We start from the raw sequence: 21,616 nt of genomic DNA, 5'->3' as shown, positions 1-21,616 counted from the left end.
GGGCGCCGACGCGTTTTCCGCGGCGGCAGGGGAGTGGGGCCAGAAGGGGTACGGGTGGGAGCGCTCCGGGGTGGGGAGGGGGCGCGCCCGGGGGCGGGCGCCGACGCGTTTTCTGCGTGAAGCCACTTTTGCCGCGCGGTGGTTGGCGGGTTTCGGCCACGGGGCGGGGCGCGTTCCGGTTCGTCACGGCCGCAGCAGCAGGTCCGCCGCCTCGGTGCGGGCGTACAGGACGGTGCGGCCGGTGCGGTGGCGCCCCAGGAGGCCGGCGTCGTGCAGGGCGCCCAGGTGGTGCGAGACGTTCGGGGCGGAAAGGCCCGTCCGGACGGCGAGCTCGGTGGTCGAGGCGGGGGAGTCCAGCTCGGCGAGCAGCCGGGCGCGGGTGCGGCCGAGCACGCGGGCCAGGCCCTCGGGGACCGGGGCGGCCGCCGCCTCCCACAGCGTCGCGACCCCGCGCGGCGGGTAGACCAGGGCGGGCCGCCACGGCGGGGTTCTGCTGCGAGAACACGCCCGGCCAGGCGAAGACCGTCGGCACCAGGACCAGGCCGCGCTCACCGTCCAGCCGCCGGCGGACGTCGATCCGGTGCCCGATCCGCAGGGTGTCGCGCTCCCAGGACACCCGCGGGTGCAGGTCCGCGAAGAGCGCCGCCGGGCCGCCCGCCGACATCTGCCGGGCGCGGCGCAGCACCTCGCCGTCGACGAGCCGCTGCATCCGCGGCCAGTGCGGGGCGATCGCCGCCGCCCAGTACGCCCGCACCTCGGCCGTCAGCCGCTCCAGGCCGGCCTCCGGGTCCCGGGCCAACTCCACGACCAGCGGGTGGGGTTCGCCGTCGATCCGGCCGATGCCGCGGCGCACCACGGCCGGGTCGGCGACCGCCAGCACGGCCGTCTGCCCCTCGAACGTCCCGTCCGCGTCCGGCGGCACCGGGGTCAGGAAGTCCGGCACGTACACCGTCGGCAGCCGCACCAGCGCCGACAGCAGCTCCCGGCCGGCCCCCTCCAGCCGCTGCCGGGCCCGGCGCACCCACGGCAGGTGCGCGGCCTGCCTGCCCGGGTCCTCGAGCACCTCGACGCTCGTCACGACTCGGTCGGCGGGGAACGGGCGAAGCGCGTGCGGGCCAGGTCCTGCACCGAGAACTCCCAGGTCAGCACGGTCACCTCCAGTGAGGATTCGATCCAGGTGGAATCAGTGGGCGGCGGCGATCATGCCAGGGACGCTCGGTCCATGACCACCGCCCCCGCGCCCCCGCTGCGCGACCGCCTCGGCCTGCCCGCCACCGCCGGCCGCGCCCGCCTGATCGGCGCCCACGTCATCGACAGCCTCGGAACCGGACTGATCCTCGCCTTCACCCTCGTCTACTTCGCGGGCACCACCGGCCTGTCCGTCGCCGCCGTCGGGGCCGCCGTCTCCACCGCGCGCCTGCTCGCCCTGCCCACCGCCGTCGCCGTCGGCCCGCTGCTCGTCCTCAACGGCGTTCAGGTGGTGCTCACCCAGAACGCCGTCGCCCGCCGGCTCGAACGCTTCCGCCCCACCCGGGTCGTCGCCGCCGGCACCCTGCTCAACGCGCTCGCCTTCGGCCTCTTCGCCCTCGTCGTCGCCGCCCCCGGCCGGGCCGTCCTCGCCGGGCTGTTCGCCGCCATGGCCGTCTACAACCTCGCGGAGACCGTCGCCACCCCCTTCCGCGAGGACCTCAGCGTCTCCCTCGCCGACCCCGAGCTGCGCGGACGCCACCTCGCCCTCTACCAACTCTCCTGGGACGTCGGCCAGGCCGTCGCCCCCGCACTGCTCACCCTGCTCCTCGCCCGCGCCGCCGTCCTGCCCTGGCTCTTCCTGCTCGTCCTCAGCGCCGCCGCCGTGCCCGCGCTGCTACGGCTGGAACGCACCGCCTGACGGGCTGTTGTTCGTCGGTGCCAGATGGCAGACTGCGGCCGACGGCCGGGGGGCTGCGCGAGTGCGGAGGTTGACGCGATGAGCACGACTCAGGCAGGGGGAGGCGCGACGGTACGGCGCCTGCTGTTGGGATCACACCTGCGCAAACTCCGCGAGGCCAGGGGCGTCAGCCGCGAGGAGGCCGGCTACTCGATCCGCGCCTCCGAGTCCAAGATCAGCCGCATGGAGCTCGGCCGGGTCGGCTTCAAGGAACGCGACGTCGCAGACCTGCTCACCCTCTACGGCGTCGACGCCGAACACGAGCGCGCCAGCGTCCTCGGCCTCGTCCGCGACGCCAACGCCACCTCCTGGTGGCACGGTTACGGCGACGTGCTGCCCCCCTGGTTCCAGAACTACGTCGGCCTGGAGGAGGCCGCCACCGAGATCCGCAGCTACGAGGTCCAGTTCGTCCACGGGCTCCTCCAGACCCCCGACTACGCCCGCGCCGTCATCGCCGCCGGCGGTCACGTCACCGAACCCGACGAGATCGAACGCCGCGTCGAGGTCCGGCTCAAACGCCAGGCCGTCCTCACCGCAGACCGGGCCCCCCACCTGCTCGCCGTCCTCGACGAGGCCGCGCTGCGCCGCCCCTGGGGCGGACCGGAACTGATGCGGGCCCAGATCGACCGGATGCTCGACCTCACCGACCTGCCCAACGTCGACCTCCAGGTGATGCCCCTCGGCTTCGGCGGACTGCGCGCCGAGGGCGGCGCGTTCACCGTGCTCGGCTTCGCCGAACCCGAACTGCCCGACGTCGTCTACCTGGAGCAGTTCACCACCGCGCTCTACCTCGACAAGCCCGCCGAGGTCGCCGAGTACACCGGCGCCATGGAAGGCCTCCTCGCCGACAGCCTCGGCGCCGAGCCGACCCGGGAACTTCTGCGCTCCGTACGCCAAGAGCTTTAGTCCGTCAGTACGATGAGCACCGATCAGATCTGATCAAAGGCGTTCCACACCGAAGCGTGCCAGGCGCGATCTCCTGGGCACGAGTCTCAGGCACGAGAGGGATCGGATGTCGTACTTCTCCGAGTTGGCGGCGCAGTACATCGACGGCGAATGGCTGGCCGGCGACGGCTCCTGGGACATCGTCGACGTCGACCCCTACACCGGCGACAAACTCGCCACCGTCACCGTCGCCACCGTCGAGCAGGTCGACCGGGCCTACCGCGCCGCCGCCCGCGCCCAGAAGGAGTGGGCCGCCACCAACCCCTACGCCCGCCGGCTCGTGTTCGAGCGCGCGCTGCGCCTCGTCGAGGAGCGCGAGGACGAGATCACCCGCGCCATCATGGCCGAACTCGGCGGCACCGCCCTCAAGGCCGGCTTCGAACTCTCCCTGACCAAGGACATGCTGCGCGAGTGCATGCAGCTCTCCCTGCTCGCCGAGGGCCGCCTGCTGCCCTCGCCCGTCGACGGTAAGGAGAACCGCCTCTACCGGCTGCCCGTCGGCGTCGTCGGCGTGATCAGCCCGTTCAACTTCCCGCTGTTCCTGTCCCTCAAGGCCGTCGGCCCCGCCCTCGCCCTCGGCAACGGCGTCGTGCTCAAGCCGCACCAGGAGACCCCGGTCGTCGGCGGCACCCTCCTCGCCAGGATCTTCGCCGACGCCGGACTGCCGGCGGGCCTGCTCAACGTCGTCGTCACCGACATCGCCGAGATCGGCGACGCCTTCATCGAGCACCCGGTGCCCAAGGTCATCTCCTTCACCGGCTCGGACAAGGTCGGGCGCCACGTCGCCACCGTCGCCGCCTCCCACTTCAAGCGCACCGTGCTCGAACTCGGCGGCAACAGCGCCCTCATCGTCCTCGACGACGCCGACCTCGACTACGCCGTCGACGCCGCCGTGTTCAGCCGCTTCGCCCACCAGGGCCAGGTCTGCATGGCCGCCAACCGGGTGCTCGTCGACCGCGGCGTCGTCGCCGAGTTCACCGAGAAGTTCGTCGCCAAGATCGCCTCGCTCACCGTCGGCGACCCCAGGGACCCGGCCACCCAGATCGGCCCGCTCATCAACCCCGTCCAGGCCGACTCCATCAACGCCCAGGTCGACCAGGCCGTCGAGGCCGGCGCCACCGTCCTGCTGCGCGGCGCGACCAACGGCAGCCTCATGGACCCCGTCGTCCTCACCGACGTCCCCGCGGACTCGCCCATCCTCCAGCGCGAACTCTTCGGCCCCGTCGTCCTCGTGGTGCCCGTCGACGGCGAGGACGAAGCCGTCCGCATCGCCAACGACACCCCCTTCGGCCTCAGCGGCGCCGTGCACACCGGCGACGTCGAGCGCGGCGTGCGGGTGGCCCACCGGATCGAGACCGGCATGATCCACGTCAACGACGGGACCATCGCCGACGAGCCGATCGTGCCCTTCGGCGGCGAGAAGAACTCCGGCGTCGGACGGCTCAACGGCGAGTACACGGTCGACGCGTTCACCACGGTGAAGTGGATCTCCATCCAGCACGGGCGCAGCCGCTTCCCGTTCTGATCCGCAGCCGCCGTGCCGATCGCGCGGCGGGGCCCGGGCTACGCGGCAGTGCGGGCCTCCCGGCGGTAACCGCCGGGAGCCTGCCCGTACTCCCGCTTGAACGCCTTCGCGAACGCGTACTCCGAGCCGTAGCCCGTCTGCGCCGCCACCGCCGTCAGCGGCGCGTCCGACTCCCGCAGCAGACGGGCCGCCGTCGTCATCCGCCACCGCGTCAGGTACGCCATCGGCGGCTCGCCCACCATCGTGCTGAACCGGCGGGCGAACGCCGCCCGGGACAGGCCCGAACGGCCCGCCAGCGCCTCCACCGTCCACGCCGTCGCCGGCGCAGCACCCGCTGCCCCTTCGTGACGCCTGCCAGGTCCACTAGGCCCTGCCAGGCCGTCAGCGCGGCCAGCGGCAGCGCCGCCGCCCGCACGTGGTCGAGCGTCGCGGGCTTGCGGGCCAGCTGGCGCGAGGGCGCCGCGACGTACTCGGCGTAGCCGGTCGCGGCACGCGGGAAGAACGGCATCCCGTACACCTCCTCGCCCACCCGGTACCGGGCCCCGGGCGCGGCCTCCTCGACCACCCCGGACACGTCCCACCCGACCCCGAACGGCGGCTCCCCGAGCAGCGGGAACGCCCCCGACCGCACCGCGACGTCCACCGGGTTCACCGCACTGGCCCGCACCCGGACCAGCACCTCCCCGCCCCGGAGCTTCGGCCGCTCCACCTCGGCCACCTCCAGCACCTCGGGCCCGCCGAACGCCTTCTGGATCACTGCACGCATCGAACGCTCCCTGTCCGTGGCCGGCCCGCCCACCGGGCCGTTCGCGATGCCTCCACGGTAGGGAGATCGAATGAGCGGATGAATATCCTCAAGTCTTCGGAAGATGTCCGGTCGTCTCGTCGGGTGGCTCGACCGATCAGGCGGGACAGTGGAGGAGGGCGTGGGTGGCGAGCTCGAAGCCGAAGGGGGCGGGGACCGGCACGCGGTCGCCGAACGTGCCGTTCCGGCGTTGGTGGTACCCGCTGTCGGACCGTTCGGCGCAGAGCGTGATGGCGCCTTCGCGCGGGTCGATCAGCTACGGCGGGATGATCTCGTCGCCCGAGATCTCGATCTGCCGTCCAGTCGGAGGTGTCAGGCTCTGGGCGTGGGTCAGGAGCTGGGAGTGCCGGTCCGGGATCGGGAACTCGCTCACGGCGCCGGTTCCTCCGCCGCGGACGGCGAAAGGCCGCCGCCCCGGGACGTGGTGTCCCGGGGCGGCGGCCTCCGTGGAGCGGCTCAGAAGACCGGCTGGCCGGCGCGGACCAGGCGCCAGGAGTTGGTGAAGAAGTCGGCCGGGTCGATGACGCCCTTGGCCTTCACCCAGGCGATCATCGTGTTGCGGATCTCGTCGGAGTTCGCCCAGACCGCCTTGGCGGTCGCGACGTGCGGGAAGTTGCCGCCGCCGTTGGCGCGGTAGTTGTTGACCGCGAGGACGAACTGGGCGGCCGGGTCGATCGGCTTGCCCTGGTAGGACAGGTTGACGATCCGGCTGCCCTTCGGCTGCGAGACGTCGATGTCGTAGCTCAGGCCGTAGATCGAGTCGTAGTTGTAGTCCGGGGTGTCCTCGGCGTTGGTCAGGGTGTCCTTGTTGACCGGGGCACCCGCGGCGAGCTGGTTGAAGTACTTGGCCGAGAACTCCAGGTAGTCCTTGAGCTGGGCGCCCGTCAGGATGCGGGCCTCCAGGGTGTTCTCGTAGATGTACAGGCCGGCCGCGTCGCGCAGCTTGACCTGGCCGGCGGGGATCAGCGCGGTGCGGTTGAACGGGGCGGCCTGCGCGAGCACCGGCAGGTTGGCGTACTGCCCGCCCGCCAGCGCCGCCTTCACCGCGTCGGCCTGCACCTTGCCGATCAGGTCGACGATGGGGGTCGACTTGAACCGGGCCTCGGCGATCGACAGCTCGATCTTGCTGGTGCCGATGTTCTGGTTGACGTACGCCACGACCTTCTTGTGCTGGTCGGTGATGGCGTTCGAGATCTCCGGGTTCTCCGGCACGGTGTTGGAGTTCAGCACGCGCGAGGAGACCGACAGCACCTTCCAGGCGCCGTCGACGAGTTCGACCTCGAAGTCGAAGCAGCTCAGGCGCTGTCCCCAGCACAGCGGCTCGGACAGCACGACCGTCTTGCCGGTCTTCTTGTTGACGATGAGGCGCTGCGGCACCTCCTTGTGGGTGTGGCCGACGAGCACCGCGTCGATGTCCGGGACCTTCTCGGCCATCTCGCCGGAGGCGTCCTCGGGCCAGGGGAGCTGGTCGCCGTAGGTGGTGGCCTCGTCGATGCCGGAGTGGGCGGAGACGACGATGACGTCCGCACCCGCGGCCTTCATCCGGGGCACGTACTTCGCGGCGGTCTCGACGATGCCCGGGAAGACCATCCGGCCGCTGACGTTGGCCTTGTCCCAGATCGCGATGCCCGGGTTGGTGAGGCCGAGGATGCCGACCTTGATCGGGGTGTCCTCGTCCAGCCACACCTCCTTGATCACGTACGGCTTGAAGGCGGGCTTCTCGTTCTTCGCGTGCAGGGCGTTGGCGCCGAGCAGCGGGAACTCCAGCTGGTCCTCGAAGGCCTTCACGGTCGGGATGCCGTAGTTGAACTCGTGGTTGCCGAGCGCGGCGGCGTCGTAGCCCATGAGGTTCATGGCGACGGCCATCGGGTGGTCCGGCACGTTGTCGCCGTCGGTGGCGATCGGCTCGACCCGGGCGTAGTAGTAGGTGAGCTGGGTGCCCTGGATGATGTCGCCGGAGTCGATCAGCAGACAGCGGTCCCAGCCCTTCTCCTCGCGGACCTGGTTGGCCAGCGTGGAGATCTTGGCGAGGCCCACCGCGTTGTGCGCCTTGTCGACGTACTCGGCGTCGGTGAAGTAGTCCCAGTTGAGCACCCGGCCGTGCAGGTCGGTGGTGCCCATGACGGTGAAGGCCTGCTTGCGGCCTTCGCCGCGGTGCTTGGCGCCCTTGGCCTGCGCGGTGCCCGGCTCGGCGGCCGCGGCGGCGGGGGCGGCGGCGAAGGCGGTGCCACCGGCCAGGGCGGCACCGGCGGCGGTGGCGGCGGACCGGGTGACGAAGTCACGGCGGTTCAGGGACATCGACGACTCTCCCGAGTGGGGGGACTTGCTGGCGAATGGACCGTCAACCGGGCCCGGTGTGGCGTGAAACCCCCGTGCAACTCCGTACAACCCCGTTTGACGCGCGTAGAAGGACGCGCGTAGAAGTGTGCCGTGCGCGGGGGCGGTTGGGTAGCCCTCCGACGTTTCCAACAGGTGAGATCTTGGCGACTCGTTCGTGACGTGGGGGCACGGGGCCCGCGAGTGGTAAAGACGGAAATCAGCCGAGTTGCGCGGCCATCAGGTCCACCTCGCGCGCGAGTTCGATCTCCGGATCCGGACCGTCCGCGCCCGCCCACGGCTGCCACGTGCGGGCCCGCAGGTAGCCGGCCACGGCGAGCGGCAGGCCGTCCCGCACGATCCGCCGCCCGGCCGCCGGGCCCGGCCCGGCGGCGCGCAGCGCTTCCAGCAGGCCGTCCACCCGGACGGCGGACGGCAGCGGGACGGTCCGCAGGTAGGCGACCAGGGCGTCCAGTTCGGGGTCGGGCGGCTCCACCGGCTGCTTCGGGGGAGCCAGCAGCGCGCCCGCCGCGTACAGGGCCGCCACCACCCCCGGCCACCACGCCCCGCCCAGGCCCGCGAAGTGCAGACCCAGCCCGATCGCGCCGCCCGCGCAGCCGACCAGGTTCCGGCCCGACTCCAGGTACTTCAGCGCCTGCCGGCCGGGCCCGTCACTGGTAGCCACGGATCTCCTCGAACACGCCGTCCAGCGAGCTCGTCCCGTCGAAGAGCTTGCCGCCGCTCTCGTCCGCGATCCCCTGCAGCTGGCTCACCGCCGCCTCGCCGAACTTGATCGGGAAGACCGGGATCGCCTTCGGCCCGGCCGCCAGCGCGTCGTGGAACTTCTTGAAGTCCCCGTCCGTGGCGCCCTCGTTGCTCTCCCCGTCCGTCATCAGCACGATCGAGGTGAACCGGTCGTCCCCGGCCGCCTTCTGCTGCCGGTCGATCACCCGGTACGCCTCCTCCAGCGCGTCGTACAGCGCCGTGCCGCCGTCGGCCGACAGCGACTGCACGTCCGCGTTGATCGACGCCAGCTCCGCCTCGGGCCCCGGCCGGCTGCCGGAGGCCGGCACCGCGTGCGTCTTCGTCCACTTCACCTTGGACGCGAAGGAGATCAGCGTCACCTCCTCGCGGTCCCGGAAGCGGCTCACCCCGCGGGTGTCGTCGGTGCCGGTCAGCCGGCCGAGCGCGGACTTCAGCGACGTGATCCGCGAGCCCTCCATCGAGCCGGAGGTGTCCAGCACGTACACCGTCCGGGACGGGCGGCGCAGCTCGTTCTGGTACGAGGACAGCAGCCCGTCCGCGACGGCCCGGGTGCCCGGGAACGGCAGCTCCCGGCGGCGGTCGGACGGCAGCGACGGCGCGGCCGCGGCCCCCGGGGTCACCGGGCGGCGCAGCGTCACCTCGGAGATGCGCTTCTGCACGTCCGGCGTGAGCAGGTACTGCGTGAGCCGCTGGAACGAGTCGCGCTCGCTCTGGGCGCCGGCGGACAGCAGCGACAGCGGGTAGTCCGCCGACACCACGCCGTCCACCGGGCGCACGACCGTCAGCTGCCGGTCCGCGGGCAGCGTCTTGTTCATCGACAGCAGCACCGACTCGTAGTTGACCAGCGCCCCCACCTTGCCCGGCTCCGCCCGGCTGTACGCCTGCGCCAGCCAGCCCGACGAGCCCGAGGTCAGCCTCTGGCCGGTGAAGAACTTCTTCAGCGACGGCGTCGCCTTCTGCACGTCCTCGTCGGTCAGCGCCGCCCCCGCCCCCGAGAACGCCGACGCCACCGCGACCAGCGTCGAGAAGCCCGAGTTCGACCGGGACGGATCGGACATCCCGTACGACAGCTTCCCGGCCGCCGCCGCGTCCCCGATCTGCGCCCAGGTGACCTTCGAACCGTCCCCCCAGCCCAGGTCGCCCAGGACGGACGAGCGCACGCCGACCGCCACCGGGGAGACCATGACCGGGGTCTCGGACAGGAGCTTCGAGCGTCCGTCGCCGTCCAGCCGCAGGTACTGGTTCGACGGGAACCACACCGCGTCGTACTTGCCGTCCGCCTTGCCCGAGGACACGGCGTCCGCGCCGTCGAGCGAGCCCGTCCACGCGAACTGGACCGTCACCCCGGTGGCCTTCTTCGCCTCCTCCAGGATCGGCGCCATGTCCTGCAGCTCGCTGCCCGCCAGGATGCGCAGGACGCCCGGGCGCGCGGTGGGCGCGGGCGCGTCCGTGGCGTTGGGGGACGGGTCGGGCTTCGGGGCCGAGGACGTGCAGGCCGTCGCCACGAGGAGCGCGACGGCGGAGGCGGCGAGGCGCCACGTCGTACGGACGGTACGGCTGTTCACTGAGCGTTCCCCTTCGCCGCGGCGACCAGTTTCTGCAGGACGTCCTGGGTCGGCACCTGCCACTGCTTCAACTTCGCCGACGAGAGGTCCGGCGCGAACGTCGGCTTCCGGCCGCTCACCTCCTTGGCGAACACGTCCTTGTCGGCCTGCGGTCGGAAGCCGAACTTCGCCTCCAGCCGCCGCAGTTCGGGATCGTCCTGGAGCAGGCCGGCCAGCTTCGCGCCCTTGTCGCCGCGGGCGACCACCGTGTGGTCCGAGTAGATCGTCGAGTCCGGGTACATCACCACCATGTCGCCGGTCGGCACGCCGCTCAGCACCAGCTGCGCGGCCTGCGACTCGTAGGCGAACACCAGCGGGTTGCCGACGCCCGCCAGGAAGTCCTTGAACGGCTCGTCGCTGCTGCTCTTCTGGCCGCCCTGCACGGAGGTCGCGGTGCGCAGGACGTCCTTCGAGGCGTCGATCCCCGCCTGGTCGGCCACCGGCTGGTGGTTGTTCAGGAGGTACGACAGCAGGGCGACGTACATCGCGCCCGACGACGAGCTCTGCGGGTCCGTCGTGGTCACGAAGATCCGGCCGGACAGCTCGGGGTGGGCGGCCGCGCCGTTGAGGTCCTGCCACTTCTTGCCGGACCTCAACGCCTCCAGGTACGCGTCCATCCGGAACGTCACGATGCCCTTGTCCTCGTCCGCGAGGCCGTTCGCCTCCAGCACGGCCGCGACGGCCTGGTGCGTCACGATCACCAGCGGCGAGTAGAACGGCACCAGCGGCGAGTCCTGGAGACCCCAGATCTTCTGGATGTCCTTCACCGGCGACGTGCTGGCCGGGAAGGCGAAGTCGATGCCCGCCTGCTTCGCCTGGTCGACCATCGTCCACGAACCGGTCGAGTCCGCGTGCACCTCCAGTCCCTGCTTCGCCAACTCGTCCTTGACCTCCTGGTTCTCGAAGAAGGCGCGCTTCTCCGAACCGATCAGGCCGTTCACCTTGACGAGCGGCCCGGGCCCCGGATGCGGATCCGGATCCGGGATCAGCGCGTACGTCACCCCGCCGAGCAGCACCAAGGCCGCCAGCACCCCCAACGCGCGTCTCATGCCGAACGCTTCCCCCTCGCCCGTTACGTCCGTTACGTCAACCGGGTGGTCCCCGGGTGACGAGCGTCCCGCCGGGCCGGGAGCGGCGGCCGAAGCGGCGGTGAACCGGGGGTGAACTCCCCTTCACGGAATCGCATCGGCCGGTCGGGCGGAGAGCAGCGCGACCGGGCCCGTCGCACACCGGTCCGAGGATGTGTCAGATTGTTCAACTCGCCTTCCGGCAAAGGTCATCCCGAGGTCCGGACCCACGTCGAGGTTACGCGCCGGTAATGCCTACGCTCAGCAGTATGCGCCGAGCAAAAATCGTCTGTACCCTCGGGCCCGCCACCGACTCGTACGACCAGATCAAGGCCCTGGTCGACGCCGGGATGGACATCGCCCGCTTCAACCTCAGCCACGGCTCCCACATCGAACACGAGGAGCGCTACCGCCGCGTCCGCAAGGCCGCCGACGAGACCGGCCGCAGCGTCGGCGTCCTCGTCGACCTCCAAGGTCCGAAGATCCGCCTCGACACCTTCGCCCACGGGCCCGTACTCCTCGAACGCGGCGACGAGTTCACGATCTCCACCGACGACGGCGTCGTGGGGGACAAGGACATCTGCGGCACCACCTACAAGGGCCTCGTCGGCGACGTCTCGCGCGGCGAGCGCATCCTCGTCGACGACGGCCGGGTCACCCTGGAGGTCGCCGAGGTCGACGGGCCGCACGTGCGGTGCACCGTCATCGAGGGCGGCCTCGTCTCCGACCACAAGGGCCTCAACCTCCCCGGCGTCGCCGTCTCCGTCCCCGCACTCAGCGACAAGGACGTCGCCGACCTGCGGTGGGGCCTGCGGACCGGCGCCGACCTCGTCGCGCTCTCCTTCGTCCGCAGCGGGCGCGACGTCCTCGACGTCCACCGGATCATGGCCGAGGAGGGGCGGTCCGTCCCGGTCATCGCCAAGATCGAGAAGCCGCAGGCGGTCGAGAACCTGGAGGACATCGTCGACGCCTTCGACGGCGTCATGGTGGCCCGCGGCGACCTGGGCGTGGAGATGCCCCTCGAACAGGTCCCGCTCGTCCAGAAGCGCGCCGTCAAGCTCGCCAAGCGCAACGCCAAGCCGGTCATCGTCGCCACCCAGATGCTCGACTCGATGATCAACGCCTCCCGGCCCACCCGCGCCGAGGCCTCCGACGTCGCCAACGCCGTCCTCGACGGGGCGGACGCGGTGATGCTCTCCGGCGAGACCTCGGTGGGCAAGTACCCCGTCGAGACCGTCAAGACCATGGGCCGCATCATCGAGGCCGCCGAGAACGACATCCTCGCCGCCGGCCTGCCCCCGCTCACCGCGGGCAGCAAGCCTCGCACCCAGGGCGGCGCCGTCGCCCGCGCGGCCGCCGAGATCGGCGACTTCCTGCACGCCAAGTACCTCATCGCCTTCACCCAGTCCGGTGACACCGCACGTCGGTTGACCCGCTACCGCTCGCCCATCCCCGTCCTCGCCTTCACCTACGAACCCGCCGTCCGCAGCCAACTCGCCCTCACCTGGGGCGTCGAGACCTTCCTCGGCCCCTTCGCCCCGACCACCGACCAGATGGTCGAACAGGTCGACGCCGCGCTGCTGTCCCTGGGCCGCTGCCAGAAGGGCGACATCGTCATCATCACCGCCGGCTCACCCCCCGGCCTCGCCGGCTCCACCAACCTCGTCCGCGTCCACCACGTGGGCACCCTGGACGTCTGAGCCCCACTTCGGTGCGGCCCTTCGTGCGGAAGGGCCGCGCCGTCGTCAGTACTTGGGGCCGATGTGGGCGTCCATGAGGGCGACGGACTCCTTGCGCGCGATGGAGACATCGGTCGCGCGTACTCGTAGCGCTTCTGGATGCCGCCCACGGTCCGGGTCGTCCAGTTGGTGATGCGGCAGCCGTCGGAGTGGATGAGGCCGCGCAGGAACTCCCAGGGGTGGTCGTCGACGATCTCCTGCTGCCAGGGCTCCAGGGATATGGTGCGCTCGTGCTTCTTGCCAGGGCCGTGCTGGGGGAAGTAGCAGGTCAGGTGCGTGGAGTGGAGCTTGACGTTGTGGCAGCCTGGGCGTTGCAGCCGGTAGGTGTCGTTCTTCGGAAACACCCTGCGGATGGCTTGCTCGACAGCATCCATGACCCCTGGCCACTTGTCGTCACACGTGACGAACAAGCTCTGCGTCCGGGACAACTTCGAGTGCGTGATGTGGCCGTCGCCCAGGTAGGCACCGAGCAGGTAGGCATAGGCCTGGCGGTTGAGCTCGTCGGAGTGGCAGCGGAAGCATGTGGCGCGCTCAGGGGCTGGGAAGTCACCATGCTTGGCGCGATCCTGCAGCTTCCACCACGAAACGGTGCCGGACGGAACTCCGAGTCGGCGCGAGACATCGCAGTTGCGGGCGCCCTGACGTAGCAGCAGGACGGCTTCTTCGCGGAGGGATCGAACTGCCATACGGGCGATCCTGCGACCCTGGCGTCGAACGCGCGGGCGAACTGAATTGTTACTACTCGAACGAATGAAGATCGCCAACCATTAGGTGGCCCTAAGTGGCTTTAGAATCGAAGGAAAAGTACCCCGGGTGGGATTCGAACCCACGCTGGCGGCGTTTTGAGTGCCGTGTCTCTTCCGCTGGACTACCGGGGCATCCACAGATTCGAAGGTTGCCCCCCGACCCTGTTGAACTCAAACATACCGTGTCTAGGTACCCTCGTGCATGCAGTACCCCGCCGGAACGAGGAGCCACGTGAGCGCCGCCGACGAGCAGGCACAGCCGCTTGAGACCGATATGCCCCAGATCACTCGGATTGTGATCGCCGAGGACGAGGCGTTGATCCGTCTTGATCTCAAGGAGATGCTCGAAGAGGAGGGTTACACCGTCGTCGGCGAGGCCGGGGACGGGGCCACGGCGGTGCGGCTGGTGGAGGAGCTGAAGCCGGATCTGGCGATCTTCGACGTGAAGATGCCGGTCCTGGACGGGCTCTCCGCCGCGGAGCAGATCCATGAGAAGCACCTGGCTCCCGTGCTGATGCTGACCGCGTTCTCGCAGCGGGAGCTGGTGGACCGGGCCCGCGATGCCGGGGCGATGGCGTACATCGTGAAGCCGTTCTCCAAGGCGGACCTGGTGCCGGCGATCGAGATGGCCGTTTCTCGGTACGCGGAGATGCGCACGCTGGAGCAGGAGATCGCGGACCTCTCGCAGCGCCTGGAGACCCGGAAGCTGGTGGACCGGGCGAAGAGCGTGCTGCAGACGAAGTTCGGGCTGAACGAGCCGGCTGCCTTCCGGTGGATCCAGAAGACGTCGATGGACCGGCGCATGACGATGGCCGCCGTCGCCGAGGCGGTCATCGAGGAGGGCGAGGCCCAGGACCGCAAGAAGGCGGACGAGGGCAAGCCCACCGAGTAGGACGGCATGGCGAAGGGCCCGGCAGATCGTTCTGCCGGGCCCTTCGGCGTGTGCGGGATCAGTCCTCGCCGAGGTACGCCTTCCGCACGGACTCGTCGTGCAGGAGGTCGGCCCCGGTGCCGCTGAGGACGATGCGGCCGGTCTCCATGACGTAGCCGCGGTCGGACAGCGAGAGCGCCGCCTGGGCGTTCTGTTCGACGAGGAGGATCGTCGTGCCGCTCGACTTCAGCTCGACGATCGTCGCCATGATCTTCTGCATCATCAGGGGCGACAGGCCCATCGACGGCTCGTCGAGCATCAGCAGCTTGGGCTGGGACATCAGCGCCCGGCCCATCGCGAGCATCTGCTGTTCGCCGCCGGACAGGGTGCCGGCGGCCTGCTTGCGGCGCTCGCCGAGGATGGGGAACAGGGTGTAGGCCCGTTCCACGTCGGCCTGGATGCCGGCGGTGTCGCTGCGCAGGAAGGCGCCGAGGAGGAGGTTCTCCTCGATGGTCATGCGCGGGAAGATGTGCCGTCCCTCGGGGGAGTGGGCGAGACCGAGGGCGACGATCTTGTGGGCGGGGACGGTCGCGAGGTCCCCGCCCTCGAAGGTGATCCGGCCGGCGGTGGGTCTGAGCAGGCCGGAGAGGGTGCGCAGGGTGGTGGTCTTGCCGGCGCCGTTGGTGCCGATGAGGGTGGTGACCTCGCCCTGGTTGACGGTGAAGCTGATGCCCTTGACGGCTTCGATCTTGCCGTAGGAGACGCGGAGGTCCTCGACCTCCAGGAGCGCGGTCACTTGGTGTCCTCCGGTGTTGCGGTGGTGCTGTCCTCCAGCGGGGCGCCGAGGTAGGCGGTGATGACGCGCTCGTCGTTCTGGACGGTCTCGCGGTCGCCCTCGACGATCTTCTGGCCCTGGACGAGCACGGCGGTGCGGTCGCAGAGGTTGAAGATGAACCGCATGTCGTGCTCGATGACGAGGATGGAGATGCCCTTGTCGCGGATGGCGAAGACGAGTTCCTCGGCGGCGCGGGTCTCCTGGGGGTTCATGCCGGCGGTGGGTTCGTCGAGCAGGAGGAGGCCGGGGTCGGAGGCGAGGGCGCGGGCGATCTCCAGCTTGCGCTGCTCGCCGTAGGGGAGGTTGCGCGCGAGGTGGTCGGCCTTCTCGGCGAGTCCGGTGAACGCGAGGAGTTCCATGGCCCGCTCGCGGCTCTCGGCTTCGGCGCGGTGGTAGCCGGGGCCGCGGAGGATGGCGGAGAAGATGCCTTCCTTGGTGCGGGTGTGGCGGCCGACGAGCACGTTCTCCAGGACGGTCATGTTGGCGAAGAGCCGGATGTTCTGGAAGGTGCGGGCGATGCCGGCCTGGGTGACGAGGTGGGGCTTGGGCGGCAGGACGGTGCCCCGGTAGCGGACCTGGCCCTCGGTGGGGACGTAGAGGCCCGTGAGGCAGTTGAAGAAGGTGGTCTTGCCGGCGCCGTTGGGGCCGATGAGGCCGATGATCTCGCCCTCGCCGACGGTGAGGGAGACGTTGTTGACGGCGGTGAGGCCGCCGAAGCGCATGGTGACGCCGGTGACGTCGAGGATGGGCTCGGTGGACCTGGGCGTGTCGGCGGGGGGCGTCTCGGTGGTGGTCATCGGGTCGGTCACGCCCCTGCCTTGGTGAGTGCGGTCGGCTCGCCGGTGGGCTGGGCCGGGATGGCGGCCTCGTGGAATTCGAGCTGCTGCCGCCGGTTGGGGATGAGGCCTTCGGGGCGGACGCGCATGAGGACGATGAGGGCGGCGCCGAAGGCGAGGAGCTGGTAGTCGGAGAGGAATTCGAGTTTCTTCGGGATGAGGAAGAGGAGGGTGGCGCCGGCGAGGGGCCCGCTGATGGTGCCCATGCCGCCGAGGATGACGGCGGCGAGGAGGAAGGCGGAGTTGGGCGGGAGGGCCTCGGCGAAGGTGTACTGGTCGGGGGTGACGGTGTAGCTGACGTGGGCCTGGACGGTGCCGGCGAGGCCGGCGAGGCAGGCGCCGAGGGCGAAGGCGAGGAGCTTGAGGCGGAAGCCGTTGATGCCCATGGCCTCGGCGGCGGTCTCGTCCTCGCGGATGGCGACCCACGCGCGCCCGATGCGGGAGTTGCCGACGCGCGCGAAGACGAGCACGACGAAGGCGGTGACGAGCAGCATCAGCAGGTAGTAGTTGGAGAACCGGCCGAGTTCGATGGCGCCGACGCTGTGGGACTCGCCGAGGTTGAAGCCGAAGATCTCCAGGTCGGGGATCCGCGGGATGCCGTTGGCACCGTTGGTGACCTTGGGGCCGGTGGTGCCGTTCAGGTTCTGCATGGTGATGCGGAAGATCTCGCCGAAGCCGAGGGTGACGATGGCGAGGTAGTCGCCGCGCAGCCGCAGGGTGGGGGCGCCGATGAGGACGCCGAAGATCATCGAGACGGCGGCGCCGGTGAGCATCGCGGCCCAGAACGGGAACTGGACGTGGATGGGCGAGGCGGGGGAGCCGGAGACGAGCGCGGCGGCGTAGGCGCCGACGCCGAGGAAGGCGACGTAGCCGAGGTCGAGCAGGCCGGCGAGGCCCACGACGATGTTGAGGCCGAGCGCGACGGTCGCGAAGATCAGGATGTTGGTGGCGACCGAGGTGTACTGGTCGCTGCTCTGGGTGAACGGGAAGCTGGCGGCGGCGGCGAAGGCGGCGCCGGTGGTGACGGGCCGGTGCTTGACGGTCAGCGCGCGCAGGCGGGCGACGAGTCCGGACCGGGTGAGGGCGGCGGCGACGAAGACGGTGAGGAGCAGGTAGCCGGTGAAGAGCTCGCCGTAGTCGGTGTCGACGCCGAAGGTGATGACGAACAGGCCGGCGCCGAAGGCCGCGACGATGATCAGGACCTCGACCCAGGAGGGGAGTTGGCGCGGCGCGGGCAGCGGCCGGTCGATCTTCCCCAGGCGCAGCCAGGTGTTGGCGAGGTGGCCGAGCTGGACGAGGAGGACGGCACCCGTGGCGATGGCGAGGCCGCCGGCGAGGGCGGTCATGACGGGGGCGACGGGCTTGTCGGCGGGGATGGCGTGGGCGCCGATCCAGGCGACGGGGGCGACGGGGACGAGGATGAAGAGCCGTCGGTCGAGGATCTTCAGCGGGACGGCGGTGCGGCGGTCGAGGGGGAGGCCGAGGGCGCCGGCGAGGCCGAGGATGCCGCCGGCGGCGAGGACCCAGCCGCCGGGTTCGAGGTTGGCGAGGCCGCCGAGGTCGACGGAGATGGCGGTGACGGAGAAGACGGCGACGGCGAGGGCGCCGGTGGCGGCGTACAGGACGGCGTTGTGGGTGCGGCCGGGGGCGGCCCAGCGGAGGCCGGGGGTGCCGTGGGTGGCGAGGAGGAGGACGAGGGTGAGGAGTCCGGCGACGAGGGCGAGCCACTGGAGGCCGGCGGGGGAGCCGTAGTAGGTGAGGTCGCCGGGGAAGTCGGAGGTCCACGTCCAGGACATGGCGGCGGAAGCGGCGGTGGCGAGGGCGCCGAGGCCGGTGAGGGCTGCGGCGGCGCGGGCCGGGAGGGGGATGACCGGGCTGGTTTCGGTTCTGGTGGTCATGGTGGTCACGCCCTGTCCGCGACGCGCTCGCCGAGCAGGCCCTGGGGCCGGACGAGGAGCACGAGGATGAGGAGTACGAAGGCCCAGACGTCCTTCCAGGCTCCGCCCCCGAAGAGGCTCATGCCGGGCAGGTGCTGGATGTAGCCGGTGGCGAGGCTTTCGGCGAGGCCGAGGGCGACGCCGCCGAGCATGGCGCCGTAGATGTTGCCGATGCCGCCGAGGACGGCGGCGGTGAAGGCCTTGAGGCCGAGGATGAAGCCCATGCGGAAGTCGACCTGGCCGCTGCGCAGTCCGTAGGCGACGGCGGCGACGGCGGCGAACGCGGCGCCGATGGCGAAGGCCATGACGATGATGCGGTCGGTGTCGATGCCCATGAGCTTGGCGGTGTCGGGGTCCTGGCTGGTGGCCTGCATGGCGCGGCCGGAGCGGGTGCGGGTGACGAACCAGCCGAGGGCGAGCATGCAGAGCGGGGCCGCGGCGATGAGGAAGAGGTCGCTGGGCTGGATGGTGACGGAGCCGAGGCTCAGGGGGTCGCCGGGGATCTTGGGGAAGACGCGGGCCTTCTTGGCGTCGGGGTAGAAGGAGAAGACGAGCTGCTGGAGGAGGATGGACAGCCCGATGGCGGTGATGAGGGGCGCGAGGCGGGGTGCGCTCCGCAGGGGCCGGTAGGCGAAGCGTTCGGCGGCGACGGCGGTGAGGGTGGAGACCAGGATGCCGGCGATCAGCATCAGCGGTAGGGCCAGCCACATGGTGGTGCCGCCGGGGAGGGCGAGGTAGGCGGTCAGGGCGCCGAAGCCGCCGACCATGACGATCTCGCCGTGGGCGAAGTTGATGAGCTGGACGATGCCGTAGACCATCGTGTAGCCGATCGCGACGAGCCCGTAGAGGGCTCCGAGGATCAGGCCGTTGGCCAGCTGCTGCGGTAGGTCGTGCACCGCTGGGCCTCCGTTGTGCGTTCGGGTGTCCGCGTGGGGTGGGTGGATGTGGGCGCGCGCGGGGGCACTCGTGGCGCCCCCGCGCGGTTGGTGCTGGTGAGGAAGGTGGCTCGGCTCCGGGGCCGTGGCTCGGCTCCGGGGCCGTGGCTCGGCCGTGGGGCCGTGGCTCGGGCGTCGGGCCGCTGGCTCAGCGGCTCGGTCGCCGGCTCAGCCGTTGAAGGTGCCGGACTTCTCCACGTCCCACTTGCCGTCCTTGACGGTGTAGACGGTGAGCTGCTTGTTGGTGGTGTCGCCGAACTCGTCGAAGGAGACCTTGCCGGTGACGCCGTCGAAGGAGATCTTCTGGACGGCGTCGACGACGGCGGCGCGGGCGTTCGAGGGGACCTTGCCGCCGTTGGCGTTCACGACGTTCTTGACGGCCTCGATGATGGCCCAGGCGCTGTCGTAGGAGTAGCCGCCGTAGGTCTCGAACGGGTCCTTGTAGCCGGCGGCCTGGTAGTCCTTGATGAAGGTGGCGGCGGTGGGGAGCTTCGCGACGTCGCCGCCGACGGCGGTGGCGAAGTCGCCGGTGCTCTTGGGGTTGAGCTTGATGTAGTCGGCGCTCTGCATGCCGTCGCCGCCCATGAGCGGGATGTTGAGGCCGGCCTCCTTCAGCTGGAGGGAGAGCGGGCCGGCGGCGGGGTACTCGCCGCCGTAGTAGACGGCTTCGGCGCCGGAGCTCTTGACCTTGGTGACGATGGCGGAGAAGTCGCGGTCGTCGGGGTTGACGTGCTCCTCGCCGGCGACGGTGCCGCCGAGCTTGGTGAACTCGCCCTTGAAGGTGGCGGCGAGGCCGGCGCCGTAGGTCTTCTGGTCGTCGATGATGAAGACCTTGGTCTTCTTCGAGTCGGTGTAGAGGAACTGGGCGGCGAACGGGCCCTGGACGGCGTCGGTGGTGGCGGTGCGGAAGTAGCTCTTGAAGGGGCGCTTCTTCTCGCCGGTGGCCCACTTCTCGCCCTGGGAGAGGGCGACGCCGGTGTTGGCGGGGGAGATCTCGACGAGGTTGGCGTCGTTGAAGATCTGCTGCATCGACTGCGCGACGCTGGAGTTGAGGGGGCCGACGACGCCGAGGACGGTGTTGTCGGCGACCAGCTGGGTGGCGTTCTGCTGGCCCGGGGCGGGCTTGGCGGTGTCGTCGAGGGCCTTGATCGCGAACTTGACGCCGGGGACCTCGTTCGTCTCGTTGGCCTTCTTGACCGCGAGATCGACCGAGTTCTTGATGCCGATGCCGATGGCGGAGAGGTCGCCGGTGAGCGGGGCGTCGACGCCGATGGTGACGGTGGTGCCGGAGCCGCCGGCGCCGCCGTCGGCGGACTTCTTGTCGCCGCGGGAGCCGCACGCGCTGAGGCTGAGGGCGGCGATCACGGAGATGCTCACGACAACTGCGGAACGATGACGCACGGGGGTCCCCTTCGGTACAGGAAGGCGCCGCGCCGTAGTGGCGGGAGCCGGGATGCGCGGTGGCCTGGCCCAATCAGGGTGGCGCGGTGACTGGCCGTGACTCTAGGCGCCATGGGGCGGCTCGGGCAGTGGTGCAGCGAGGCTGTGATTCTCTTGTTATGAGCACACGTAGCATTTGTCTCAGCATGTGGTCGTTCTGATTCGACCGACCCGGCGGCGGCGGGCGTTTACTTGCTGGTGGAGCGATGTAAGGGCCAGAAATGGGGGTTGCTGCTGGCTGTACCGATAATCGAACAACGCCGTCCGGTGTGCATGTTCCGGGCGTACTCGTCCGGATTTCGGACAAACGATGGCATGCGAAGGCGCTCCGGCTCCCTGTCGGGCTTCGGAGTGGCCGAATGCTCGGATTTCCTAGCTGTTACGCAGCGTTACGGATGGGGGATTTCCTGACGCGCGTCCGGATATGCCACCGCCCCCTTGTCTGGACCAACGCCTGCCCACGATGGCAGAAGGTCAAACAAGGGGGCGGACAAGGGATTTGACGAGGCATCTGCCCTGGCCGGACGCCGTCAAGGGCGCCCGACGGGCCGTCAGAGGTCGCGCAGCATGCAGGTCAGCCGGCAGCTGGTGACCCGGCGGCCGGTGTCGTCGGTGATCGCGATCTCGTACGTGGCGGCGGTGCGCCCCTTGAAGACGGCCGTCGCGACGCCGGTGACCAGCCCGGACGTCGCCGAGCGGTGGTGGGTGGCGTTGAGGTCGACGCCCACCGCGTACCGGCCGGGGCCCGCGTGCAGCATCGCGCCGATCGAGCCCAGCGTCTCCGCCAGCGCCGCCGACGCGCCGCCGTGCAGCAGTCCGTACGGCTGCTGGTTCCCCTCGACCGGCATCGTGCCGACCACCCGGTCGCCCGAGGCCTCGACGATCCGGATGCCGAGCTTCTCGCCGAGGTGGCCGCCGGAGAACGTCTCCGGGCTGACGCCGAGCTTGGCGAAGTGGTCCAGTACGTCCTGCGGGACCTTCAGGACGGGGGCGGTGCCGGGGGCCGCGTCGGTCATGGGGGAACTCCTGCCGCTCGGGGGTCACGGGTCGTGCTGGTGGTGCTGGCCGTGCTGACCGTGATCGTACGACCGTCCTACTCGACGGTAGTGACCGCGGCCCGCCGCTCCGCCCCGCGCGCCGCACCCGCGTCCGTGCGCGCCGCCTCCCACGGCCCGCGCGCGTCGTACTCCCGTCCGGCGCGCCCCGTTTTGTCGGCGCCGGGCCATAGGATCGGTGGCCGGTAGTGGAATCGGCAGGAACGGACGTTGACGTGGCTACGCAGAGTACGGACAAGGGCGCGACGGGTGGCGGTGGGGCCGGCCG

At 70.6% G+C, this 21,616-nt stretch carries 17 protein-coding genes, 1 tRNA gene and 2 pseudogenes; 5 read left to right on the top strand and 15 right to left on the bottom strand.

All coding sequences use genetic code 11. The features are described from left to right. Nucleotides 1-183: 183 nt before the first annotated feature. Nucleotides 184-393 (bottom strand): winged helix-turn-helix domain-containing protein, encoded by a 210-nt coding sequence (locus tag AB0C76_RS11280; RefSeq protein ID WP_359963033.1) that lies wholly within the window; start codon nucleotides 391-393, stop codon nucleotides 184-186. Between the two features lie 829 nt (nucleotides 394-1,222). Between AB0C76_RS11280 and AB0C76_RS11275 the strand changes: the two genes are divergently transcribed. From AB0C76_RS11275 to AB0C76_RS11265, 3 genes are all read left to right on the top strand, one after another. Next, nucleotides 1,223-1,888, top strand: a complete 666-nt coding sequence (locus tag AB0C76_RS11275; protein ID WP_359963030.1) for a hypothetical protein — start codon at nucleotides 1,223-1,225, stop codon at nucleotides 1,886-1,888. A 78-nt stretch (nucleotides 1,889-1,966) separates the two neighbouring features. Beyond that, a complete protein-coding gene (locus AB0C76_RS11270) occupies nucleotides 1,967-2,833 on the top strand; it encodes a helix-turn-helix transcriptional regulator (protein WP_359963027.1) in 867 nt (288 codons plus the stop codon). 106 nt (nucleotides 2,834-2,939) lie between these two features. After that, entirely contained in the window at nucleotides 2,940-4,397 is a 1,458-nt protein-coding gene (locus AB0C76_RS11265) for an aldehyde dehydrogenase family protein (protein ID WP_359963025.1), read from the top strand. Nucleotides 4,398-4,435: 38 nt separating this feature from the next. Here the strand turns inward: AB0C76_RS11265 and AB0C76_RS11260 are convergent. From AB0C76_RS11260 to AB0C76_RS11235, 6 genes and pseudogenes are all read right to left on the bottom strand, one after another. Beyond that, nucleotides 4,436-4,708 (bottom strand): annotated as a pseudogene (locus AB0C76_RS11260) (helix-turn-helix transcriptional regulator); the annotation flags it as partial. Then, on the bottom strand, nucleotides 4,609-5,163 hold the full coding sequence (locus tag AB0C76_RS11255) for an alcohol dehydrogenase catalytic domain-containing protein (protein WP_359963023.1): 555 nt from the start codon (nucleotides 5,161-5,163) through the stop codon (nucleotides 4,609-4,611). The pseudogene AB0C76_RS11260 and the gene AB0C76_RS11255, both read right to left, overlap by 100 nt. A gap of 495 nt (nucleotides 5,164-5,658) precedes the next feature. Next, complete coding sequence (locus tag AB0C76_RS11250) at nucleotides 5,659-7,500, bottom strand: 5'-nucleotidase C-terminal domain-containing protein (protein WP_359963021.1); 1,842 nt, start codon at nucleotides 7,498-7,500, stop codon at nucleotides 5,659-5,661. A 238-nt stretch (nucleotides 7,501-7,738) separates the two neighbouring features. Then, nucleotides 7,739-8,203, bottom strand: a complete 465-nt coding sequence (locus tag AB0C76_RS11245; protein ID WP_359963018.1) for a hypothetical protein — start codon at nucleotides 8,201-8,203, stop codon at nucleotides 7,739-7,741. Then, on the bottom strand, nucleotides 8,190-9,848 hold the full coding sequence (locus AB0C76_RS11240; protein ID WP_359963015.1) for an extracellular solute-binding protein: 1,659 nt from the start codon (nucleotides 9,846-9,848) through the stop codon (nucleotides 8,190-8,192). Before AB0C76_RS11240 ends, AB0C76_RS11245 begins: the two co-directional genes overlap by 14 nt. Next, nucleotides 9,845-10,936: a hypothetical protein gene (locus AB0C76_RS11235; RefSeq protein ID WP_359963012.1), complete on the bottom strand. Its 1,092-nt coding sequence runs from the start codon at nucleotides 10,934-10,936 to the stop codon at nucleotides 9,845-9,847. Before AB0C76_RS11235 ends, AB0C76_RS11240 begins: the two co-directional genes overlap by 4 nt. Before the next feature lie 287 nt (nucleotides 10,937-11,223). Between AB0C76_RS11235 and pyk the strand changes: the two genes are divergently transcribed. Continuing rightward, the gene (gene pyk, locus AB0C76_RS11230) at nucleotides 11,224-12,654 is read left to right on the top strand and encodes a pyruvate kinase (protein WP_359963009.1); all 1,431 of its coding nucleotides are present in this window, start codon (nucleotides 11,224-11,226) and stop codon (nucleotides 12,652-12,654) included. A 45-nt stretch (nucleotides 12,655-12,699) separates the two neighbouring features. Here the strand turns inward: pyk and AB0C76_RS11225 are convergent. Then, nucleotides 12,700-13,379: pseudogene (locus AB0C76_RS11225) on the bottom strand (helix-turn-helix domain-containing protein). Nucleotides 13,380-13,498: 119 nt separating this feature from the next. Next, nucleotides 13,499-13,571, bottom strand: a tRNA-Leu gene (locus tag AB0C76_RS11220). A 142-nt stretch (nucleotides 13,572-13,713) separates the two neighbouring features. On the opposite strand from AB0C76_RS11220, the gene AB0C76_RS11215 reads away from it, so the two are divergent. Further along, complete coding sequence (locus AB0C76_RS11215) at nucleotides 13,714-14,331, top strand: response regulator (protein ID WP_359963187.1); 618 nt, start codon at nucleotides 13,714-13,716, stop codon at nucleotides 14,329-14,331. A gap of 58 nt (nucleotides 14,332-14,389) precedes the next feature. Here AB0C76_RS11215 and AB0C76_RS11210 read toward each other — a convergent pair whose 3' ends face one another. The 6 genes from AB0C76_RS11210 to AB0C76_RS11185 all read right to left on the bottom strand — a co-directional run bounded on the left by AB0C76_RS11210 (nucleotide 14,390) and on the right by AB0C76_RS11185 (nucleotide 21,309). Next, complete coding sequence (locus tag AB0C76_RS11210) at nucleotides 14,390-15,106, bottom strand: ABC transporter ATP-binding protein (RefSeq protein WP_359963007.1); 717 nt, start codon at nucleotides 15,104-15,106, stop codon at nucleotides 14,390-14,392. Further along, nucleotides 15,103-15,942, bottom strand: coding sequence for an ABC transporter ATP-binding protein (locus tag AB0C76_RS11205; protein WP_359963184.1), 840 nt, complete (start codon nucleotides 15,940-15,942; stop codon nucleotides 15,103-15,105). The genes AB0C76_RS11210 and AB0C76_RS11205 overlap by 4 nt, the downstream gene beginning before the upstream one ends. Before the next feature lie 8 nt (nucleotides 15,943-15,950). Further along, nucleotides 15,951-17,879 carry a branched-chain amino acid ABC transporter permease gene (locus AB0C76_RS11200; RefSeq protein ID WP_359963004.1) on the bottom strand — a complete coding sequence of 643 codons (1,929 nt, stop codon included), beginning with the start codon at nucleotides 17,877-17,879 and terminating at the stop codon, nucleotides 15,951-15,953. Between the two features lie 5 nt (nucleotides 17,880-17,884). Next, entirely contained in the window at nucleotides 17,885-18,814 is a 930-nt protein-coding gene (locus AB0C76_RS11195) for a branched-chain amino acid ABC transporter permease (RefSeq protein ID WP_359963001.1), read from the bottom strand. A gap of 207 nt (nucleotides 18,815-19,021) precedes the next feature. Next, nucleotides 19,022-20,254 carry a branched-chain amino acid ABC transporter substrate-binding protein gene (locus AB0C76_RS11190; RefSeq protein WP_359962998.1) on the bottom strand — a complete coding sequence of 411 codons (1,233 nt, stop codon included), beginning with the start codon at nucleotides 20,252-20,254 and terminating at the stop codon, nucleotides 19,022-19,024. Between the two features lie 590 nt (nucleotides 20,255-20,844). After that, the gene (locus AB0C76_RS11185) at nucleotides 20,845-21,309 is read right to left on the bottom strand and encodes a hotdog fold thioesterase (RefSeq protein ID WP_359962995.1); all 465 of its coding nucleotides are present in this window, start codon (nucleotides 21,307-21,309) and stop codon (nucleotides 20,845-20,847) included. Between the last annotated feature and the right edge of the window lie 307 nt (nucleotides 21,310-21,616).

The sequence above is a fragment of the Kitasatospora sp. NPDC048722 genome (assembly GCF_040650235.1).
Taxonomy (GTDB): Bacteria; Actinomycetota; Actinomycetes; order Streptomycetales; family Streptomycetaceae; genus Kitasatospora.
The sequence above is the reverse complement of the archived record's forward strand: the minus strand, read 5'-3'. Positions and strand labels throughout refer to the sequence as shown.